17 protein-coding genes and 1 pseudogene are annotated in these 17,609 nt (G+C 72.3%); 11 read left to right on the forward strand and 7 right to left on the reverse strand.

Annotated features, from left to right (window positions below; translation table 11 throughout):
* Positions 1-8: 8 nt before the first annotated feature.
* Together uvrB and ACIA5G_RS50410 are read right to left on the reverse strand one after the other, a co-directional pair.
* On the reverse strand, positions 9-2,165 hold the full coding sequence (gene uvrB, locus ACIA5G_RS50405; protein ID WP_395937092.1) for an excinuclease ABC subunit UvrB: 2,157 nt from the start codon (positions 2,163-2,165) through the stop codon (positions 9-11).
* Positions 2,166-2,270: 105 nt separating this feature from the next.
* On the reverse strand, positions 2,271-3,689 hold the full coding sequence (locus tag ACIA5G_RS50410; RefSeq protein WP_395937129.1) for a DUF5685 family protein: 1,419 nt from the start codon (positions 3,687-3,689) through the stop codon (positions 2,271-2,273).
* 101 nt (positions 3,690-3,790) lie between these two features.
* Here ACIA5G_RS50410 and ACIA5G_RS50415 point away from each other — a divergent pair, with 101 nt between their 5' ends.
* Entirely contained in the window at positions 3,791-4,309 is a 519-nt protein-coding gene (locus tag ACIA5G_RS50415; RefSeq protein ID WP_395937094.1) for a DUF402 domain-containing protein, read from the forward strand.
* On the opposite strand, the gene ACIA5G_RS50420 is transcribed toward ACIA5G_RS50415, so the two are convergent.
* A complete protein-coding gene (locus ACIA5G_RS50420) occupies positions 4,306-4,938 on the reverse strand; it encodes a TetR/AcrR family transcriptional regulator (RefSeq protein WP_395937096.1) in 633 nt (210 codons plus the stop codon). The genes ACIA5G_RS50415 and ACIA5G_RS50420 overlap by 4 nt on opposite strands.
* A 120-nt stretch (positions 4,939-5,058) precedes the next feature.
* On the opposite strand from ACIA5G_RS50420, the gene ACIA5G_RS50425 reads away from it, so the two are divergent.
* The 7 genes from ACIA5G_RS50425 (at position 5,059) to ACIA5G_RS50455 (ending at position 13,256) form a co-directional block, all read left to right on the forward strand.
* Positions 5,059-6,537 carry an MFS transporter gene (locus tag ACIA5G_RS50425; RefSeq protein WP_395937098.1) on the forward strand — a complete coding sequence of 493 codons (1,479 nt, stop codon included), beginning with the start codon at positions 5,059-5,061 and terminating at the stop codon, positions 6,535-6,537.
* A gap of 69 nt (positions 6,538-6,606) precedes the next feature.
* Positions 6,607-7,512: an ABC transporter ATP-binding protein gene (locus ACIA5G_RS50430; RefSeq protein ID WP_395937100.1), complete on the forward strand. Its 906-nt coding sequence runs from the start codon at positions 6,607-6,609 to the stop codon at positions 7,510-7,512.
* An 11-nt stretch (positions 7,513-7,523) separates the two neighbouring features.
* The gene (locus ACIA5G_RS50435) at positions 7,524-8,267 is read left to right on the forward strand and encodes an ABC transporter permease (RefSeq protein WP_395937102.1); all 744 of its coding nucleotides are present in this window, start codon (positions 7,524-7,526) and stop codon (positions 8,265-8,267) included.
* The gene (locus tag ACIA5G_RS50440) at positions 8,258-9,769 is read left to right on the forward strand and encodes an ArnT family glycosyltransferase (protein WP_395937104.1); all 1,512 of its coding nucleotides are present in this window, start codon (positions 8,258-8,260) and stop codon (positions 9,767-9,769) included. Before ACIA5G_RS50435 ends, ACIA5G_RS50440 begins: the two co-directional genes overlap by 10 nt.
* A gap of 93 nt (positions 9,770-9,862) precedes the next feature.
* On the forward strand, positions 9,863-11,371 hold the full coding sequence (locus ACIA5G_RS50445) for a glycosyltransferase family 39 protein (RefSeq protein ID WP_395937106.1): 1,509 nt from the start codon (positions 9,863-9,865) through the stop codon (positions 11,369-11,371).
* On the forward strand, positions 11,368-12,636 hold the full coding sequence (locus ACIA5G_RS50450; protein ID WP_395937108.1) for a sensor histidine kinase: 1,269 nt from the start codon (positions 11,368-11,370) through the stop codon (positions 12,634-12,636). The genes ACIA5G_RS50445 and ACIA5G_RS50450 overlap by 4 nt, the downstream gene beginning before the upstream one ends.
* Complete coding sequence (locus tag ACIA5G_RS50455) at positions 12,633-13,256, forward strand: response regulator (protein ID WP_395937110.1); 624 nt, start codon at positions 12,633-12,635, stop codon at positions 13,254-13,256. Before ACIA5G_RS50450 ends, ACIA5G_RS50455 begins: the two co-directional genes overlap by 4 nt.
* Here ACIA5G_RS50455 and coaE read toward each other — a convergent pair.
* On the reverse strand, positions 13,253-14,437 hold the full coding sequence (coaE, locus tag ACIA5G_RS50460; protein ID WP_395937112.1) for a dephospho-CoA kinase: 1,185 nt from the start codon (positions 14,435-14,437) through the stop codon (positions 13,253-13,255). The genes ACIA5G_RS50455 and coaE overlap by 4 nt on opposite strands.
* Positions 14,438-14,589: 152 nt before the next feature.
* Here coaE and ACIA5G_RS50465 point away from each other — a divergent pair, with 152 nt between their 5' ends.
* Complete coding sequence (locus tag ACIA5G_RS50465; protein ID WP_395937114.1) at positions 14,590-14,817, forward strand: hypothetical protein; 228 nt, start codon at positions 14,590-14,592, stop codon at positions 14,815-14,817.
* A gap of 149 nt (positions 14,818-14,966) precedes the next feature.
* Positions 14,967-15,215 (forward strand): hypothetical protein, encoded by a 249-nt coding sequence (locus ACIA5G_RS50470; protein ID WP_395937116.1) that lies wholly within the window; start codon positions 14,967-14,969, stop codon positions 15,213-15,215.
* Between the two features lie 10 nt (positions 15,216-15,225).
* On the opposite strand, the gene ACIA5G_RS50475 is transcribed toward ACIA5G_RS50470, so the two are convergent.
* Together ACIA5G_RS50475 and ACIA5G_RS50480 are read right to left on the reverse strand one after the other, a co-directional pair.
* The gene (locus tag ACIA5G_RS50475) at positions 15,226-15,672 is read right to left on the reverse strand and encodes an OsmC family protein (RefSeq protein WP_395937118.1); all 447 of its coding nucleotides are present in this window, start codon (positions 15,670-15,672) and stop codon (positions 15,226-15,228) included.
* A 5-nt stretch (positions 15,673-15,677) separates the two neighbouring features.
* Entirely contained in the window at positions 15,678-16,313 is a 636-nt protein-coding gene (locus tag ACIA5G_RS50480) for an HD domain-containing protein (protein WP_395937120.1), read from the reverse strand.
* Positions 16,314-16,523: 210 nt separating this feature from the next.
* On the opposite strand from ACIA5G_RS50480, the gene ACIA5G_RS50485 reads away from it, so the two are divergent.
* A complete protein-coding gene (locus tag ACIA5G_RS50485; protein ID WP_395937131.1) occupies positions 16,524-17,138 on the forward strand; it encodes a TetR/AcrR family transcriptional regulator in 615 nt (204 codons plus the stop codon).
* Positions 17,139-17,274: 136 nt separating this feature from the next.
* Here ACIA5G_RS50485 and rpsA read toward each other — a convergent pair.
* Positions 17,275-17,609, reverse strand: a pseudogene (gene rpsA, locus ACIA5G_RS50490) (30S ribosomal protein S1); the annotation flags it as partial.

Genomic DNA, 17,609 nt, shown 5'->3' on the forward strand with positions numbered 1-17,609 from the left:
GGCGAGCGCTACTTGATGCCGGCCGCGTCCATTCCGCGGAGTTCCTTCTTCAGGTCCTGGATCTCGTCGCGCAGCCGGGCCGCCAGCTCGAACTGGAGGTCTCGCGCCGCCTGCATCATCTGGTCGGTCATCTGCTGGATGAGGTCCGCCAGCTGGGCGCGCGGCATCTTCGAGACGTCCTTGTCGACCAGCATGCCCGAGCTGCGCACGCGGTCACCCTGCTCGGGCTTCTTGCCCCGCGACGAGTTGCGGCCCGAACCGCCGACCGAGACCTGCTCGGTGTCCTCGGCTTCGCTGTACACCCGGTCGAGGATGTCGGCGATCTTCTTCCGCAGCGGCTGCGGGTCGACCCCGCGCTCCACGTTGTACGCGACCTGCTTCTCGCGGCGGCGGTCGGTCTCCTCGATCGCGTGCCGCATCGAGTCGGTGATCTTGTCCGCGTACATGTGCACTTCGCCCGACACGTTTCGCGCCGCGCGGCCGATCGTCTGGATCAGCGACGTCCCGCTCCGGAGGAAGCCCTCCTTGTCCGCGTCGAGGATCGCCACCAGCGACACCTCCGGCAGGTCGAGACCTTCACGCAGCAGGTTGATGCCGACCAGCACGTCGAAGTCGCCCGCCCGCAGCTGCCGCAGCAGCTCCACCCGGCGCAGCGTGTCGACCTCCGAGTGCAGGTACCGCACCCGGATGCCCAGCTCCAGCAGGTAGTCCGTGAGGTCCTCGGACATCTTCTTCGTCAGCGTGGTGACCAGGACGCGCTCGTCCTTCTCCGCGCGCTCCCGGATCTCGTGGACCAGGTCGTCGATCTGGCCCTCGGTGGGCTTCACGACCACCTTCGGGTCGACCAGGCCGGTCGGCCGGATCACCTGCTCGACGAACTCGCCGGCCGCCTGGCCCATCTCGTACGGCCCCGGGGTCGCCGACAGGTACACCGTCTGCCCGATCCGGTCGGAGAACTCCTCCCAGGTCAGCGGCCGGTTGTCGACCGCGCTCGGCAGCCGGAAGCCGAACTCGACCAGGTTGCGCTTGCGGGACATGTCGCCCTCGTACATGCCGCCGATCTGCGGCACCGTCTGGTGCGACTCGTCGATCACCAGCAGGAAGTCGTCCGGGAAGTAGTCGATCAGCGTCGCCGGCGCCGACCCCGCGCCGCGGCCGTCGATGTGCCGCGAGTAGTTCTCGATGCCGGAGCAGAACCCGACCTGCCGCATCATCTCGATGTCGTAGGCCGTGCGCATCCGCAGCCGCTGCGCCTCCAGCAGCTTGCCCTGCTGCTCCAGCTCCGCGAGGCGTTCCTCGAGCTCCTGTTCGATGCCCTTGATCGCCTTTTCCATCCGCTCCGGGCCCGCGACGTAGTGCGTCGCCGGGAAGATCCGGACCTCGTCGACCTCCTTGACGATGTCGCCGGTCAGCGGGTGCAGGTAGTAGAGCTTCTCGACCTCGTCACCGAAGAACTCGACCCGGATGGCCAGCTCCTCGTACGCCGGGATGATCTCCACCGTGTCGCCGCGCGCCCGGAACGTGCCGCGCGCGAACGCGATGTCGTTGCGCGTGTACTGCACGTCCACCAGCGCCCGCAGGAACACGTCCCGGTCCAGCTGCATGCCGGTCTTCAGCATCGACGACCGGTCGAGGTAGGACTGCGGGGTGCCCAGGCCGTAGATGCACGAGACGGAGGCGACCACGATGACGTCCCGGCGTGACAGCAGGTTCATCGTCGCCGAGTGCCGCAGCCGCTCGACGTCGTCGTTGATCGACGAGTCCTTCTCGATGTAGGTGTCCGTCTGCGCGATGTACGCCTCGGGCTGGTAGTAGTCGTAGTAGCTGACGAAGTACTCGACCGCGTTGTTCGGGAAGAGCTCGCGCAGCTCGTTCGCCAGCTGGGCGGCCAGGGTCTTGTTCGGCGCCATCACCAGCGTCGGCCGCTGGACGCGCTCGATCAGCCACGCCGTGGTCGCCGACTTGCCGGTGCCGGTGGCGCCCAGGAGCACGACGTCCTTCTCGCCCGCGTTGACCCGGCGTTCGAGCTCGTCGATCGCCGCCGGCTGGTCACCGGCGGGCTGGTAGTCACTGATCACCTCGAACCGGCCGCCGGTCCGCGGGATCTCCGAGACGGGCCGGAAGTCGGACTGGGCGAGCACGGGGTGTTCGGTTGCGAAAGCCACGTCGACCAGAGTAGGCCCCACCACCGACAATTTCCGTCGGCCCTGGTCAGCGGGGCCGGCGCCCCGTGACGGACGCGACTTCGCCGCCGGTCGCTCGTCGCCCCTTCAGCAACTGCAGTCGCAGCAGGAACAGCAGTCGCAACAGTCACAGTCGCAGCCGCAGCTCGAGTGCGGCTTCCCGCTCCACGGCCCGGGATAGGGATCACGGCAGCAGAACTGGCAGGTGCAGCACATGTACGGCGCGATCGCGCAGCCGAGGAAGAAGTTCCGCTTCTTCGGCGGGACGGCGAACTTCGGGTACCAGAGGCCGCCACCCTTGCCGTGGAGCGGCTCGGGTTCGCCGGAGTCACCGGGGCCGCCAGGGCCGCCGGGCCCTCCCGGACCACCGGGGCCACCGGGTCCGCCCGGGCCACCGGGACCAGGCGCACCGGGTGGCGGAACCGGCCCCGGCGGCGGAAAGCCTTGTCGGGAACCGGGTCCCGGGGCTCCGGGCGGACCTTGGTGCGGATACTGCTGAGGAGCGGGCCCCGGGCCGATCCACCCCGGCGGAGCCTGGTGCGGGTGCTGCTGCGGCGTCGGCCCCGGTCCGATCCACCCGGGCGGCGGCTGCTGCCCGGCGGCACCACCCGACCACGGATCTCCGCCGCCGTGCCCGTGTGCCGAGCCGGTCCCGCCGTGGCCGAAAGCGCGCCGCACGGCCTGGCGCAGCTCGTGCACCAGCAACGCGTGCACCAGCGCCGGCGCCGCGAACTCCGCCTCTCGCAACGCCAGCTCCACCCCGAGCACCGCGTCGTCGCACAGGCGGCGGGCCTCGGCCAACCCGGTTCCCGTGGCCAGCAACGGGTTCCACGCCCCGACGGCTGCGTCCGCCGAAAGGTCCTCGACCGCGTCCAGCAGGTGCGCCGCCCGGCCGAAGAGCCTGCCCGCCTCCGCCAGCGGGGCCACGTTGCCCGGCCGTCCGGCCAGCTCCGCCGTCCGCGCGAACGCCGCGGACGTGGCCAGCTCGGCGGGCTCCGTCGCGAGCAGCGCCGAATCACCGAGCCGGACCGCGCTCTCCAGGGAGCCCTGGCGCGCAACCGCCTCGGTGAGCACCGTCGTGTCGAACCCGACGCGGCTGCCGGTGCGGCTGCCCTGCGCCGTCCAGCGGGCCGCGACCCGGCGGGCGGCCGCCGCCACCGGGCGCCTGCCGAACGCGCCGTCGCCGTCCTCGACGTGGTCGCCGACCTTCGCCGCGGCCAGCACCAGCGACACCGCGGCGGCGAGCTGGGCGCCTTCGCCCCGCGCCACCGACGTCGACCGCATGCCCCGCAGCGGGCACGGGCCCGCGTCCCGCCGCCGCTCGGCGCCCGGGGTCTGGGCCTCGACCAGCGCGGAGATGATCAGCCCGTCGTAGTTCGTGACGACCCGGGCGAGCTGGCCGTGTTCGTCGCGCAGCGTGAGGCAGAGCCCGCACAGGTGGGCGAGCCAGTCCGCGTGCAGGTCGCCGGACAGCCGGTGCCGGCACGGCCTGATGATCCCGAACATCCGCAGTTCCCCTCGGCTCACGGTCGGCGAACCTTAGCCCGAACGTGTGGCGCGCGCGGCGGAAGTGCGCGATTCGTGACCGGCCCGGCAGGATGAGCGCCATGGCCGAACTGCACCCGCCGAAGGTCGAGATCTTCGACCCCGCCGAGCGCGCGAACATCGACCCGAAAGGCATCGTGCGGGAGGTCGAGGAGTACCGCGAGGAACCGTTCGGCCTGTACCTCGCCCGCCCGACGCCGGGCCGCGCGCAGTTCCACTACCTCGAGTCGTGGCTGCTGCCCGGGCTCGGCCTGCGGATCACCGACTTCTGGTTCTCCCCCGGCCACGAACGCGACCAGGACTTCTACCTCGACGTCGTCCGCGTCCGCCGCGAAGGCCCGCGCTGGGTCGCCACCGACCTCTACGTCGACCTGGTGCTCAAGGACAAGCTGTCACTGCGGGTGATCGACACCGACGAGCTCCTCGAAGCCCACGCCGCCGGCCTGCTCACCGCCGAAGACGCCGAGTCCGCGCTGGAGACGACCTACGCCGCGGTGGAAGGGCTGGCCGCACACGGTTACGACCTCACCGCCTGGCTGGCCACCCGGGACATCGCCCTCACCTGGCGGCGCCATCCCTAGGCCGAGTAGTACGCCAGGAACATGTCCACACCCCGGTTGATGAGGTCGTCGGTGCGCTGCTCGCCGATCCGTTCACCGTAGGCGGCGTGGGTGAAGTGCGGGTAGAGGACCAGCGCGTAGAGCTGCACCAGCGCCAGTTCGACGTCGGGGATCGCGAGTTCGCCGGCGTTGATCCGCTTGCGGAACTCCCCGGCGAGGATGGCGGAGGTCAGGTCGGGGCCGTTGGCCTTCCACGCCTGGCCGAGTTCGGGAAACCGCTGCGCTTCACTGGCGACGAGCGCGCGTAGCGCGAGCACCTGCGGCTGCGCCATGCCCGCCACCCAGCCTCGCGCCGTCTGCACGAGGATCTCGCGGATGTCGTCGGACTCGGCGAGGCTCTTCTCCAGGGCCAGCGTCGACTGCTGGAGCGCTTCCTTCAGCGCGTCGTGGATGACCGCGTGGAACAGCTCGCTCTTGCTGCCGAAGTGGTTGTAGATCGTCACCTTCGAGACGTCGGCCTGCCGGGCGATGACGTCGATGCCGGCTTCGAAGCCGCGGGCGAGGAACGTCTCGCGGGCGGCGTCCACGATCGCCCGGCGCTTGAGGTCGGCGCGCTCGCCGGTGGGGGTGCGCCGTCGCGTCTCGGTCATCTTCGCAGCATACCAAGCCACTGAACTGTGCCGTCCAGTTCATCTGAACTGAACAGTTGAGTTCATATGTACTGAAGCGTACAGTTCAGCAGCGACCGGAGTGACGACCAGGAGGAACTCATGCTGACCCAACCGGAATCGACCTCGACGAGGCGCCGCGACCATTCAGGCGCACGGCTGGCACTGCTGGCCTTCGCGATGCTGATCGTCTCCCTCGACCAGTACATCGTCGTGGTCGCGCTGCCCGAGATCGGCCGGGACCTGGGCTACTCCGCCCAGACCCTCCAGGCGGTGATCAGCACCTACGCGATCGCGTCCAGCGGGTTCCTGCTGTTCGGCGGCCGGGCCGCCGACCTGCTCGGCCGCCGGCGGATGCTGGTGACCGGACTGGCGCTGTACGCGGTCGCGTCGGTCGTCGGCGGGCTGGCCACCGTGCCGCTCCTCCAGCTCGCCGGCCGCGCGCTCCAGGGCCTGGGCGGCGCGCTGGTCTTCCCCAGCACCTTGGCGATCATCACGACGTCCTTCGCCGAAGGCCGCGAGCGCAACCGCGCGCTGAGCGTGTGGGGCGGCGCCGGCGCCGCCGGCCTCGTCATCGGCGTGCTGCTCGGCGGGGTGCTCACGCAGGGATTCGGGTGGCAGGCGGTGTTCTTCGTCAACGTTCCGCTGGCCGGCGCCGCGCTCGTGGCGGCGTTCGCGCTCATCGGCGCCGACCGCCCCCGTGCGCCGAGACGGCGGTTCGACCTGGCCGGCACGCTGAGCGTCACCGGCGCGGTGACCCTGCTGGCGTTCGCGCTGGTCCGGGGACCGGACGCGGGCTGGGGCTCGCCGGAGATCGTGGCCGCCCTGGGTGCGGGAGCCCTGCTGATCGGAGCCTTCGCGGTGATCGAGCGGCGCAGCGCCGACCCGCTGCTGCCCCGCCACCTGCTGGCCAACTCCAGCCTCCGCTTGGCCTTGGTGGTCGCGTTCATGTTCACCGCCACCTTCGGCTCGCTGCTGTACTTCCTGTCCATCCACTTCCAGGACGTCTGGGGTTACGGCGCGCTGGCCACCGGGCTCGGGTTCCTGCTGCCCACCGCCGTGGTCGTCGCCGGCTCGCTGCTGGCCGGACCGGTGGTGACCCGGATCGGCGTCCGGCGCACCCTGCTCGGCGCACTCGCCGCCGGCGCGCTCGGCGCGTGCCTGCTCGGGCTCACGCTGACGCCGGACGGCTCCTACGTCTCGCTCGTGCCCGGCCTGATCGCGGTCAGCGCCGGTGACGGGATGGTCTTCACGGCCATGTACATCGCCGCGGCGACGCGGGTGCCCGACCCGCAGCAAGGGGTCGCCTCCGGGATCGTCACCACCGGCTCCGGCATCGGCGCCGCGGCCGGGCTCGCGGTGCTGGTCCTGATCGCCAACGCCCGGGCCCGGGACCTCGACGGCGACGCGCTGCGGGTCGCGACCGGCGGCGGGATCCGGACGGCGGTGTTCGTCATCGCCGGCGGAATCGTGCTCACCTTCCTGTTCGTGCTCGCGGCACACCGCCGCAGCCCTTCGCGCATCCTCCGAACGGTGGATGCGGGGTCCGCCGCCGGGGGACGCGGACCCGGACCGTCCTGATGATTCGCCGGCCCCGGTCCGCGCGGGACGCTCGATCCGTCACGGAACGGATCGAAGGGGGACGGCGGCATGCCGGTCATCGAGGTCGAGCACCTGCACAAGCGGTACGGGGAGAAAGTCGCGGTCGACGACGTGTCGTTCACCGTCGAGCGCGGTGAGATCTTCGGTGTCCTGGGCCCGAACGGCGCGGGCAAGACCACCACCGTCGAATGCCTGGAAGGGCTGCGGACACCCGACGCCGGCCGGCTTTCGGTGCTGGGCCTCGACCCGCGCCACGACCGGGCCGAGCTTCGCCAGCGCCTCGGCGTGCAGCTGCAGGAAAGCCGGCTGCAGGACAAGCTGCGGGCCGGCGAGCTGCTCGACCTCTACGCCGCCTTCTACCGCACTCCCGCGAACCCGGACGAGCTGCTCGCGACGCTCGGGCTGACCGAGCACCGGAACACCGCGTACAAGAAGCTGTCCGGCGGCCAGCAGCAACGGCTGTCCATCGCGCTCGCGCTGATCGGCAGCCCGGAGGTCGCGGTGCTCGACGAGCTCACCACCGGCCTCGACCCGCAGGCCCGCCGCGACACCTGGGACCTGATCGAGGCCGTGCGCGACCAGGGCGTGACGATCCTGCTGGTCACGCACTTCATGGCCGAGGCGGAGCGGCTCTGCGACCGGATCGCGGTGATCGACGCCGGTCGGGTGGTCGCCGTCGACACGCCGGCCGGGCTGATCGCCGGGGTGACCGACGAGCAGGTCGTGCGGTTCCGGCCGTCGGCGCCGCTCGGCCCCGGGCTGCTCGAGGCGCTGCCCGAGGTCCGCCGGGTCGAGCGGCACGGCGGCCAGGTCGTCGTCAGCGGCCACGGCAACGTGCTGCACGCGGTGACGTCGCTGCTCGCCCGGCTCGGCGTGATCGCCGGTGACCTGCGGGTCGAGCAGGCCGGCCTCGACGACGCGTTCGTGGCCCTGACCGGCCACCGCCCGGAATGAGGGGGAAGACCATGACCGTCCTGACCAAGCTGACCACCGCCGAGGCGAAGGTGTTCCTGCGCGACCCGGGCGCCCCGGCCGTCGTCGTCGGCATCCCGCTGGCGCTGCTGCTGGTGTTCGGGCTGCTGCCCGGGGCGAACGACCCGGACCCGAAGTACGGCGGCCAGAGCGCGCTGGCCACGGTGATCGCGCCGATGGCCGTGACGATCCTGCTCGCCATGCTGGCGTTGACGCAGTTCCCGAACACCATGGGCACCTACCGCGAAAAGGGCCTGCTGAAGCGGCTTTCCGCGAGCCCGGTGCCGCCGAGCCGGCTGCTCGCCGCGCAGCTGCTGGTCAACCTGGCCGCGGCGGTGGTCGTGGTCCTGCTCATCGTGGGGGTGGGCCGGCTCGCGCTCGGCATCAGCTTGCCGGGCAACCCCGGCGGGTTCCTGCTGACGATCGTGCTGGGCGCGCCGGCCCTGTTCTCGGTCGGCCTGCTGGTCGCGGCGCTCGCGCCGACCGGCCGCGCGGCCAGCGGCATCGGGACCGCGCTGTTCTTCCCGATGCTGGCGCTCGGCGGGGTCTGGGTGCCCAAGGAGCAGCTTTCGCCGGTCATGCAACACGTTGCCGACATCCTGCCGCTCGGGGCGACGCTCAACGGGCTGCGCGCCACGTGGGCCGGGAACGCCCCGGAACTGCTGCAGCTCGGTGCGCTGGCGGCCTGCGCGGTCGTCTGCACCACGATCGCGGCCCGGGTGTTCCGATGGGTGTGACCACCACGCCCGCCACGACGGCCACCGGGATCCGGCCGGTCGCGCCGGTCGCCCGGATCCCGGTGGCGCTGGTGACCGGGCTGATGGCGGTCCCGCTGCTGCTGACCGCGAACCGCTACGGCTACTTCGGCGACGAGCTCTACTTCCTGGCCGCCGGGCGGCACCTCGCCTGGGGGTACGTCGACCAGCCGCCGCTGCTTCCCTTGCTGGCCAGGATCATGGACGAGCTCGGGCACTCGCCGTTCGTCCTGCGGATCCCGGCGCTGCTGGTGATGCTCGGCGGCGTGGTGTTCACCGCGCTGATCGCCCGGGAGCTCGGCGGTGGCGCGAAGGCGCAGACACTGGCCGCCGCGACCTTCGCCGTGGCGACCAACTTCCTGGCGGGCGGGCACTACCTCGCGACGTCCACAGTGGACCCGTTCCTGTGGACCGTCCTGCTGTGGCTGCTGGTCCGGTGGCTGCGCACCCGCGCCGACGGCCTGCTCGTCTGGGCCGGCGTCGTGACGGCGGTCGCGCTCTACACCAAGTTCCTCGTCGGCGGCTTCTGGCTCGCCGCCGGGGTCGCGCTCCTCGTCTGCGGTCCGCGGGAGCTGCTGCGCCGGCCGGCGTTGTGGGCCGGCGCCGCGATCGCCGTGGTGGCGCTGGTGCCGACGCTCCTCTGGCAGGCCGCGCACGGCTGGCCGCAACTGGGCATGGGCGCGGCGATCTCGCAGGAGGTCGGCGGGACCTGGGGCGGCCGGCTGACGTTCCTGCCCACGGCCCTGCTCACCGCCGGGCTCCCGGTGGGCGCCGTCCTGCTGGGTTACGGCCTGTGGCGGTTGCTGCGCAGCCGCGAGCTGCGCTTCCTCGGCTGGACGACCTTGGTGCTGACCGTCGTGTTCCTGGCGGTGAACGGCCGGTTCTACTACGTCGCCGGGATGTACCCGCTCTGCTGGGCGGTGGCCGCGGTCGCGCTCGAACGCCGGGAGCCGGCGCGCTGGTGGCGGTGGATCGCGACCTGGCCCGGCTACGCGCTCGCGGTGATCCTGGTGGTGCCCGTCGCCTTGCCGATCTGGCCGCAGTCGTGGCTGACCGAGCACCCGGCGCTGCCGGCGCCGGTGTTCGCCTTCGCCGAGATCGGCTGGCCGGAAGGAACCCGGTCGGTGGCGGACGCGTTCGCCCGGCTGCCCGGCCGCGAGCACACCGCGGTGGTGACCGAGACGTACTGGGCGGCGAGTGCGCTCGACCGCTACGGCCGCGACCTCGGCCTGCCGGAGCCGGCGAGCGGCAACCGCGGTTACGCGACGCTGGCCGTCCCCGCCGAAGGCGCGACGGACGTCCTCTTCGTCGGGCAGGATCCGCGGCCGCTTCTCGGGCACTTCACCGAACTGCGGCCGATCGGGCAGGTGGACACCGGCGGGACGAAGCCGAGCTACTTCGACGGCGTCCCGCTGTGGCTGGCGACCGGCCGGACCGAGCCGTGGCCCGCGCTCTGGCCGGAGCTCGTGAACACCCACACGTGAGCCGCGTGCCCGGCGTCACCATCGGGGCGGTGCCGCCGGGCCCCGGCACGTAGGGTGCGGGAAGGACCGGGCCGGACGAGGAACAGGAGCACGATGGACGCCGTGACCACGGCCCCCGACCAGGCGAAAGCCGAGCTCGCGCCGTTCGCCCGGCGGCCGGTCGCCCTGCTCGCGGCCGGGGTGGCCGCCGTCCTGCTGCTCACCGCCGGCCGCTACGGCTACTTCGGAGACGAGCTCTACTTCCTCGCCGCCGGCAAGCACCTCGCCTGGGGGTACGCCGACCAGCCGCCGCTCGTCCCGTTCCTGGCGTGGGCGATGAACACCCTCGCGCCCGGCTCGCTGGTGGTCTTCCGGCTGCCCGCGATCGCCGCCACCGCGGCCGGGGTGGTCGTCACCGCGCTGATCGCGCGTGAGCTCGGCGGGCGGCGCAAGGCGCAGGTCCGCGCCGCGGCGGCGTACGCGATCTGCGGGCAGTTCGTCGGGAGTGGCCACTACCTGGCGACGTCGACGATCGACCCGCTGCTGTGGACGCTCGTGCTGTGGCTCCTGGTCCGCTGGGTGCGCACCCGCGCCGACTCCCTGCTGGTGTGGCTCGGTGTGGTGACGGCGATCGCGCTCAACGACAAGCTCCTCATCGCCGCGTTCTGGGCGGTGGCCGGGCTCGCGGTCCTGGTGTTCGGTCCGCGGGAACTGGTGCGCCGCCCCCAACTCTGGCTCGGCGCGCTGATCGCCGCCGCGTCACTGGTGCCGACGCTCCTCTGGCAGCGCGCGAACGGCTGGCCGCAACTCGCCATGGGGGACGCGGTCGGCGCCGAGGTCGACGCGGCGGGCGGCCGCGAAAGCTTCGTCCCGGACCTGCTGGCCGGCGCCGGCTGGGTGATCGGCGCGCTCGGTGTCCTCTACGGCGTCGCCGTGCTGCTCGGCAGCAAAGACCTGCGGCCGTACCGGTTCCTGGGCTGGACGGCGCTGGGCGTGGTTGTGGTCTTCCTCGTCGCGAACGGGCGGTACTACTACGCGACCGGGATGTTCGGCGTGCTGTGGGCCGCGGCGGCCGTGCACCTGGAAGCACGCGAACCGGCACGGTGGTGGCGGTGGGTGCCGACCTGGCCGGTCTTCGTGCTCTCGGCGTTGTTCAGCCTGCCGTTCACGCTGCCGGTGTGGCCCGCGCACTGGCTCGTCGACCACCCGGGTGCGCCGCGGCCCGCCTACGCGGCCGAGGAGATCGGCTGGCCGGACCTCGCCGGCGACGTCGCCGCGCTGTACCGGACCGCGCCGCCGGGCACCACGATCGTCACCGGCGGCTACTGGCAGGCCGGCGCGCTCGACCGGTACGGGCCGGAGCACGGCCTGCCCGAGGCGTACAGCCCCAGCCGGGGTTTCTGGTACTTCGGCCGCCCTGACGACAACGCGGACAACGTCCTCTTCGTCGGCTACGACCCTTCGAAACTCGCGAAGCACTTCGGCGACGCCCGGATCGTCGGCCAGGTCGGCAACACCCTCGGCGTCCGCAACGCGAGCGCGCACCTGCCGGTCTGGCAGCTCACCGGCCGGACCGCGAGCTGGGCCGAGATCTGGCCCGCGCTCAAGGACATGAGAGCGTGACCGCCAAGATCGACTGGAACCGCTCGCTGTGGCCCCCGGAGCCGGGGCGCACCCCGAGCGAGTGGCAGCCGTGGCTGCACCGGGTCGAGCGGTACCTGGCCGGCCTGCTGCTGGCGATCGCGACCGCGGTCACCCTCGGGGTCGGCGGGCACGACGGCCGCTGGTGGGCGACCACCGGCGCCCTGGTCGCCGCGACCACGTGCTGGCTGCTCGGCACGACGGTCTTCGCGCCGTCGCGGCTGCGCGATCAGCCGGCCTTCGCCCTGCTCACGTTCCTCGGCGTCATCGGGCTGGGCAGCGTCCTCGAAGCCCGGGACGTCACGTACGTCATCTTCATGATCTTCGCGTTCCTGGCCGCCATGCGGTTGCGGCCCCTGTGGCTCGCCTTCGCCGCGCTGGCGGTGACGTCGCTGCTGATCAACACCCTCGGCAGCGGCGGGCCGGTCCACGCCCTGCAGGAGCGGCCGGGCCTCTGGATCACGATCGTCATCGTGCAGACCGGGGCCATCGGGGGCGGCGGGCTGCTGTCGTCCGCGGTCGCCCGCCAGAACGAGGAGCGCCGCCGCACGCTCGAGGAGCTGGACGTGGCGCAGGCGGAGAACGAAGGCCTGCAACGGCAGTTGCTCAGCCAGGCCCGGGAAGCCGGGACCCTCGACGAACGGCAGCGGCTCGCCCACGAGATCCACGACACGCTGGCGCAGGGCTTCGCCGGGATCATCACCCAGCTCGAAGCGGCCGCGCTGGCCGGGGACGAGCCGGCCGAGTGGCGGCGGCACCTGGACTCCGCCACCGCGCTCGCGCGGGAGAACCTCACCGCCGCCCGGCGGTCGGTGCGCGCACTGCACCCCGAACCCCTCGACACCGCAACACTTCCCGACGCGCTGGCGGACGTCGCGACGCGGTGGAGCGAGCGGACCGGCGTGCCCGCCGCGTGCACCACCACCGGCACGCCCCGCCGGCTGCACCCGGAGGTCGAGGCGACGATCCTGCGCGTCACCCAGGAAGCGCTGTCCAATGTGGACAAACATGCGGCGGCCGGCCGGGTCTGGCTCACGCTGTCCTACATGGACGACGAAGTGACCCTCGACGTCCGGGACGACGGTGTCGGCTTCACCCCCGGACCCGGGCCCGGTTTCGGGCTGGCCGGCATGCGGCGCCGCATCCAGCGGCTGGCCGGTACGCTCCACATCGAGTCCGAACGCGGCGGCACCGCCGTCTCGGCCGCCCTCCCCGCCGTCCCGCCCCTGCCGGAGGCCTCCGCGTGACGATCACCGTGCTCATCGCCGACGACCACCCGATCGTCCGCGACGGACTGCGCGGCATCTTCACCGGCCGCGGTTTCGAGGTGGTCGGCGAGGCGGCGAACGGCGCCGAAGCGGTGGTGCTGGCCGAGCGGCTGCGCCCCGACGTCGTGCTGATGGACCTGCGGATGCCGGGCACCGACGGCGTCGCGGCGATCACCGAGCTGGCCCGGCTGGGCAACCCGGCGCGGGTCCTGGTGCTCACGACGTACGACACGGATTCGGACGTCGTCCCGGCCATCGAAGCCGGCGCGACCGGCTACCTGCTCAAGGACGCCCCGCGCGAGGACCTGTTCCGCGCCGTGGAGGCCGCCGCCCGCGGCGAAGCGGTGCTCTCCCCCGCCGTTGCCGGCAGGCTGATGGGCCGGATGCGCGAGCCGGCCCAGGAATCGCTCTCCCAGCGAGAACTCGAGGTGCTCACCCTCGTCGCCCGCGGATCGACGAACAAGGAAGCAGCGAAGAAGCTGTTCATCAGCGAAGCGACGGTCAAGACGCACCTGATCCACGTCTACACGAAGCTCGGGGTGAAGGACCGCGCGGCCGCCGTGGCGGTGGCGTTCGAGCGCGGACTACTGGGCTCCTAGGGCGTCCAGCCGGTGGCCGTGGCCCACTTCTCCCCGCGGCCGAACGCGGCGTTCACCCACTCCTGCTTCTCGTCGGCGTAGGCCTCGACCGTGCCGTCCTCGGCGTGCGCCTCGGCCAGCCGCAGCTTCACGTCGCGGTAGTCGTCACGCTCGTCCGGGTTCGCGCGCAGGAAGTCGCGGAACAGCAGCGCGAGCCGCCACGCGGGCGTCTCCGTCGAGCGGACGTGCAGGTTCACCGGGCGCCGCGGGTCGGCGCCGACGTGGAGGCGCTTGGGCCACGGCTCGCCGCCGTCCTGGGCGTCGTCGTACCAGTCGCCGTCCAGCCGGGGGAAGCCCGCGTCGGACAGCAGCTCCGTCAAGGCCTCGGCGTCGTCCGGCGCGGCCACCGTCACCTGCAGGTCGAGGACGTCCTTGGCGGGCAGGCCGGGGACGGCGGTCGAGCCGATGTGGTCGGCGCGCAGGGCCAGCTCCCCGGCCGCGGCGCGGACCCGGGCGAGCACCCGCTCGGCCTGCGCCGGCCAGGTGAGGTCGTACTCGGCGATCTTCGGGGACATCGGCGGCCGGGGGCGCCGCAGCCGGACGTTCGCCTCGAACGGCACCAGCCGGTCCGCCCACAGCGCGTCGACATCGGCGAGCACGGCGTCTTCGGCGCCGCCGTTGTCCAGCCAGACGTCCGCGATGGCGCGGCGCTGCTCGGCACTAGCCTGCGCCCGGATCCGCGCCCGCGCGTCCTCCTCGGCCATCCCGCGCGCCGACACGAGCCGCCGGACCCGCACCTCGACCGGCGCGTCGACGACCACGACCAGGTGGTAGGCGGTCGCGAGGCCGTTCTCGACCAGCAGCGGGATGTCGTGGACGATGACCGCGTCCGGCCGGGCGGCGGCCATCAGCTCCCCGGTGCGGGCGCCGACCAGGGGGTGCACGATCGCGTTCAGCCGGTGCCGCGACTCGTCGTCGGCGAACGCCTTCGCCGCGAGCACGGGCCGGTCGAGCGAGCCGTCCGCGGCCAGGATCTCGGCGCCGAACTCCTCGACGAGCCGGGCGAGCCCTTCGGTGCCGGGCTCGACCACCTCGCGGGCGATCCGGTCGGAGTCCACCAGCACGGCGCCGTGCTCTTCCAGCCGGTTCGCCACGGTCGACTTGCCGGCCCCGATCCCACCCGTCAGCCCCACGCGCAACATGCCGATCACCCTAGTCAAGCCATCGGGGTCAGCGCCTGGTGCGCCCATTCGTGTGACACGCGCACCCGCCCCGTAACGCGGGTAATCGTTTTCCGATGCGACGGGCAGCGGGTCACCGGCCCGCCTGGTCAAGGGGAGGGACCATCATGAGGATGACGAAGATCGGCAGGGCGGCGGTCGTGGCGCTGGGGGCGGGCGGGCTCGCCCTGGCGGTACCCGAGGTCACGGCGGCGAGGCCGGCCGAGCCGGTCGCCCACTGCCTGTCCGGGGTCTACCGGGTGCACGCCCAGTCGTTCCGCACGCTGTACACGGTGAAGAGCACGTGGATCCCGTTCGCCACGACGTGCACGAAGAGCGAGGTCACGGCCCCGCCCGCGTAACGGCGTAACCGGGGCATACGAACGGGTGATCCGCAAGACGATCGTGACGCGTGACTCAACCGATATTCGGACACGCCGCGTGGATTCCCCACCTCCGGCGGCGCGATTGCGTACCGTGCGCGCGTCAGGGTCGCCCACACGGAGGAACGATGGCGGACAGCAAGCACGCCGGGAAGCACCGGCTCGGAACGCCGGGGCTGGTGCACTGCGTTCTTCACCGCTCCGTGGCCGTGGCCCTCGACGACTACCGGCGGACCTGGCTGAGCGCCCTGCTGGTGCCGGCCAAGCACAGCTTCGCCGGGCTCCGCCGCAAGGCCCGCGCCGCCGCGCTCGAACGCATCTGGGTACCGGCCGTCGGCGTCGCCACGGTGCGGCCGGTGGTCGCGCGCGCCGCCTGACGCCCGCCGCTCACCGGCCGGTTTCGCTCGTCTCGATCGCGATTTCCGACGACAGCGTCCGGTGCACCGGGCACTTGTCCGCGATCAGCATGAGCTTGGCGCGCTGGTCGTCGTCCAGCTCACCTTCGAGCTCGATCTCCCGCGTGATCCGGCTGATCATCCCGCGCTCGGTCTCGCACTTGGCGCAGTCCTCGGCGTGGATGCGGTCGTGCCGGAGCCGGATCGTGGCCTTGGCCAGCGGGAAGCCCTTGCGGTCGGCGTACATCCGCAGCGTGATCGCCGTGCACGAGCCGAGCGAAGCGAGCAGCAGCTCGTACGGGTTCGGGCCGGCGCCGGCGCCCCCGACCGCGACCGGTTCGTCGACGAGCAGCGTGTGGGTCGCCGTGGTGACCTGCTGCGTGTAGGTGCCGTCGCCGCTCGCGGTGACGACGACGGTGCCGGGCTCGGGGTGTGCCATCCGGGTCAGTCCTCCCAGGGTGAGTCCAAGATCGTGGTGACGAAGTCCTGCCGGACGAAGCCTGGCACGAACCGGGCCAGGACATCGGCTTTGACGTTCCCGAACGCCGTGTCGGGCCGGTCACGGATGCCTTCGGTGAACGCGGCGAGGATGCGCCGCTTGAAGTCCGGCCGCGGGTGCGCGGCGACGACCGCGGCCCGCGCCTCGGCGGGGAGGTCCTGGTAGCCGATGCCCAGGACGTCGTATTCGACCCCGGCCGTCACCAGCGCGACCTCGGGTTCCATGTGCTCGGGGATGCCCGGCGTGGTGTGCAGCGCGATGGCCGTCCAGGCGATCCGGGCCTTCTCGGGGTCCACGTCGTGGCCGAGCAGGAAGCGCCGCGCCTCGTCCGCGCCGTCGAGCTCGAAGCGGCGGTCGGTGCGGTGGCCGTCGACGAGCCCGAGGTCGTGGAACAGCGCCGCGACGTAGAGCAGTTCGGCGTCGAAGTCGAGGCCGCGCCGCCGGCCTTGGAGCGCGCCGAAGAGGTAGACGCGGGACGAGTGGTCGTACAGCAGCGGGCCGGCGGTGTCCCGGACGAGCTCGGCGGCTTCGCGGGCGAGCGCGGTGTCGGGGACGGTCACATCGGCGACTGAGGTGGTCATCGGAAAGCCCTTTCGTCGGAGACTTCCGACGATGCCAGCGCGCTGGGTGCTCGGACCTGTGCCCACCGGACGGGAATCCCGCACATCCGGACATCCGGCGCATTCCCAAGAGACGCCGGATATCGTATCTTCTGCTGCGGGTGGGTCACCCGGAAGCCGGCTGTGCCGGCTGCTGCGAAGGGGGTGCGCGTGGCCACCAGGCACTTGTCGATGCGCCCCGCCGAACAGGGCAACCGCGAGCGGTACCTCGAAGCGGCGTTGTCGGTGCTGCTCGACCGCGGCGTTCCGGGACTGTCCGTGCGCGGGGTGGCCGAGGCCGCCGGCGCGTCGACGATCTCGGTGTACGCCCGCTTCGGCGGACGCTCGGGCCTGCTCGACGCGCTGTACGAGCGCACTTTCGACTCGTTGCGGGAGATGCTGGAAGCGCTGCCGCCGGCGGGCCCGGACGGCATCGGGGACCTGCTGCACCTGGCACTCGAGTACCGGCACTTCGCCCTGGCGAGCCCGGCCCGCTACGCGCTGATGTTCGAGCGCCCGGTGCCCGGCTTCGACCCCGACCCGGCGTTGCGGTCGGCGGTGCTGCGCACGACGTTCGGCCTGTTCATCGGCCGGGTCCAGCGGGTGTGTCTCCCGGCGGCGGACGCCCGCACGGCGGCGTACCACCTGTGGACGGCGATGCACGGCCTGGTCGGGTCGGAGCTGATGCTGGCTTCGCGGACGCCCCTGCCGGACTGGTTCATCCCGCCGACCGAAGAGGCGAACGAGGAGATGTACCGCCGCGGGGTCATCGCGATGATCACCGGCCTGGGCCTGCACAACCGCTGAGCGCTCCCGGCCGATGCGCCCCGGGCTGGTGCGATGAACGAGTCGTTCATGACGTCCGACGAGGCCGCGAAAACCACGAACCCCCGGTCCGAAGTGGACCGGGGGTTCGTGGTGGTTCAGCTCAGAGCGCTGAGGCTCACGCGCCGCCCGACAGCTTCTCGCGGAGCGCCGCGAGCTGCTCGTCGGAGGCGAGGGTGCCACCGGTGCTCTTCGTGTCGGCCGGAGCCGAGCCCGAGGTGTAGCTTTCCGCGCCACCCTCGATGCCGGTCGCCGCGTCGGCCGCGGCCTCCGCGTCGGCCTCGACGGCCTTCTGGACCTGCTTCATGTGGGCCTCGTAACGAGTGTGCGCCTCGGCGTACTGGCGCTCCCACTCCTCACGCTGCTTGTCGAAGCCTTCCTGCCACTCCTGGGTGTCCGGGTCGAAGCCCTCGGGGTAGATGTAGTTCCCCTCGGTGTCGTACTCGGCGGCCA

The organism is Amycolatopsis sp. NPDC051758, assembly GCF_044453095.1.
In the GTDB taxonomy this organism is placed as follows: domain Bacteria; phylum Actinomycetota; class Actinomycetes; order Mycobacteriales; family Pseudonocardiaceae; genus Amycolatopsis.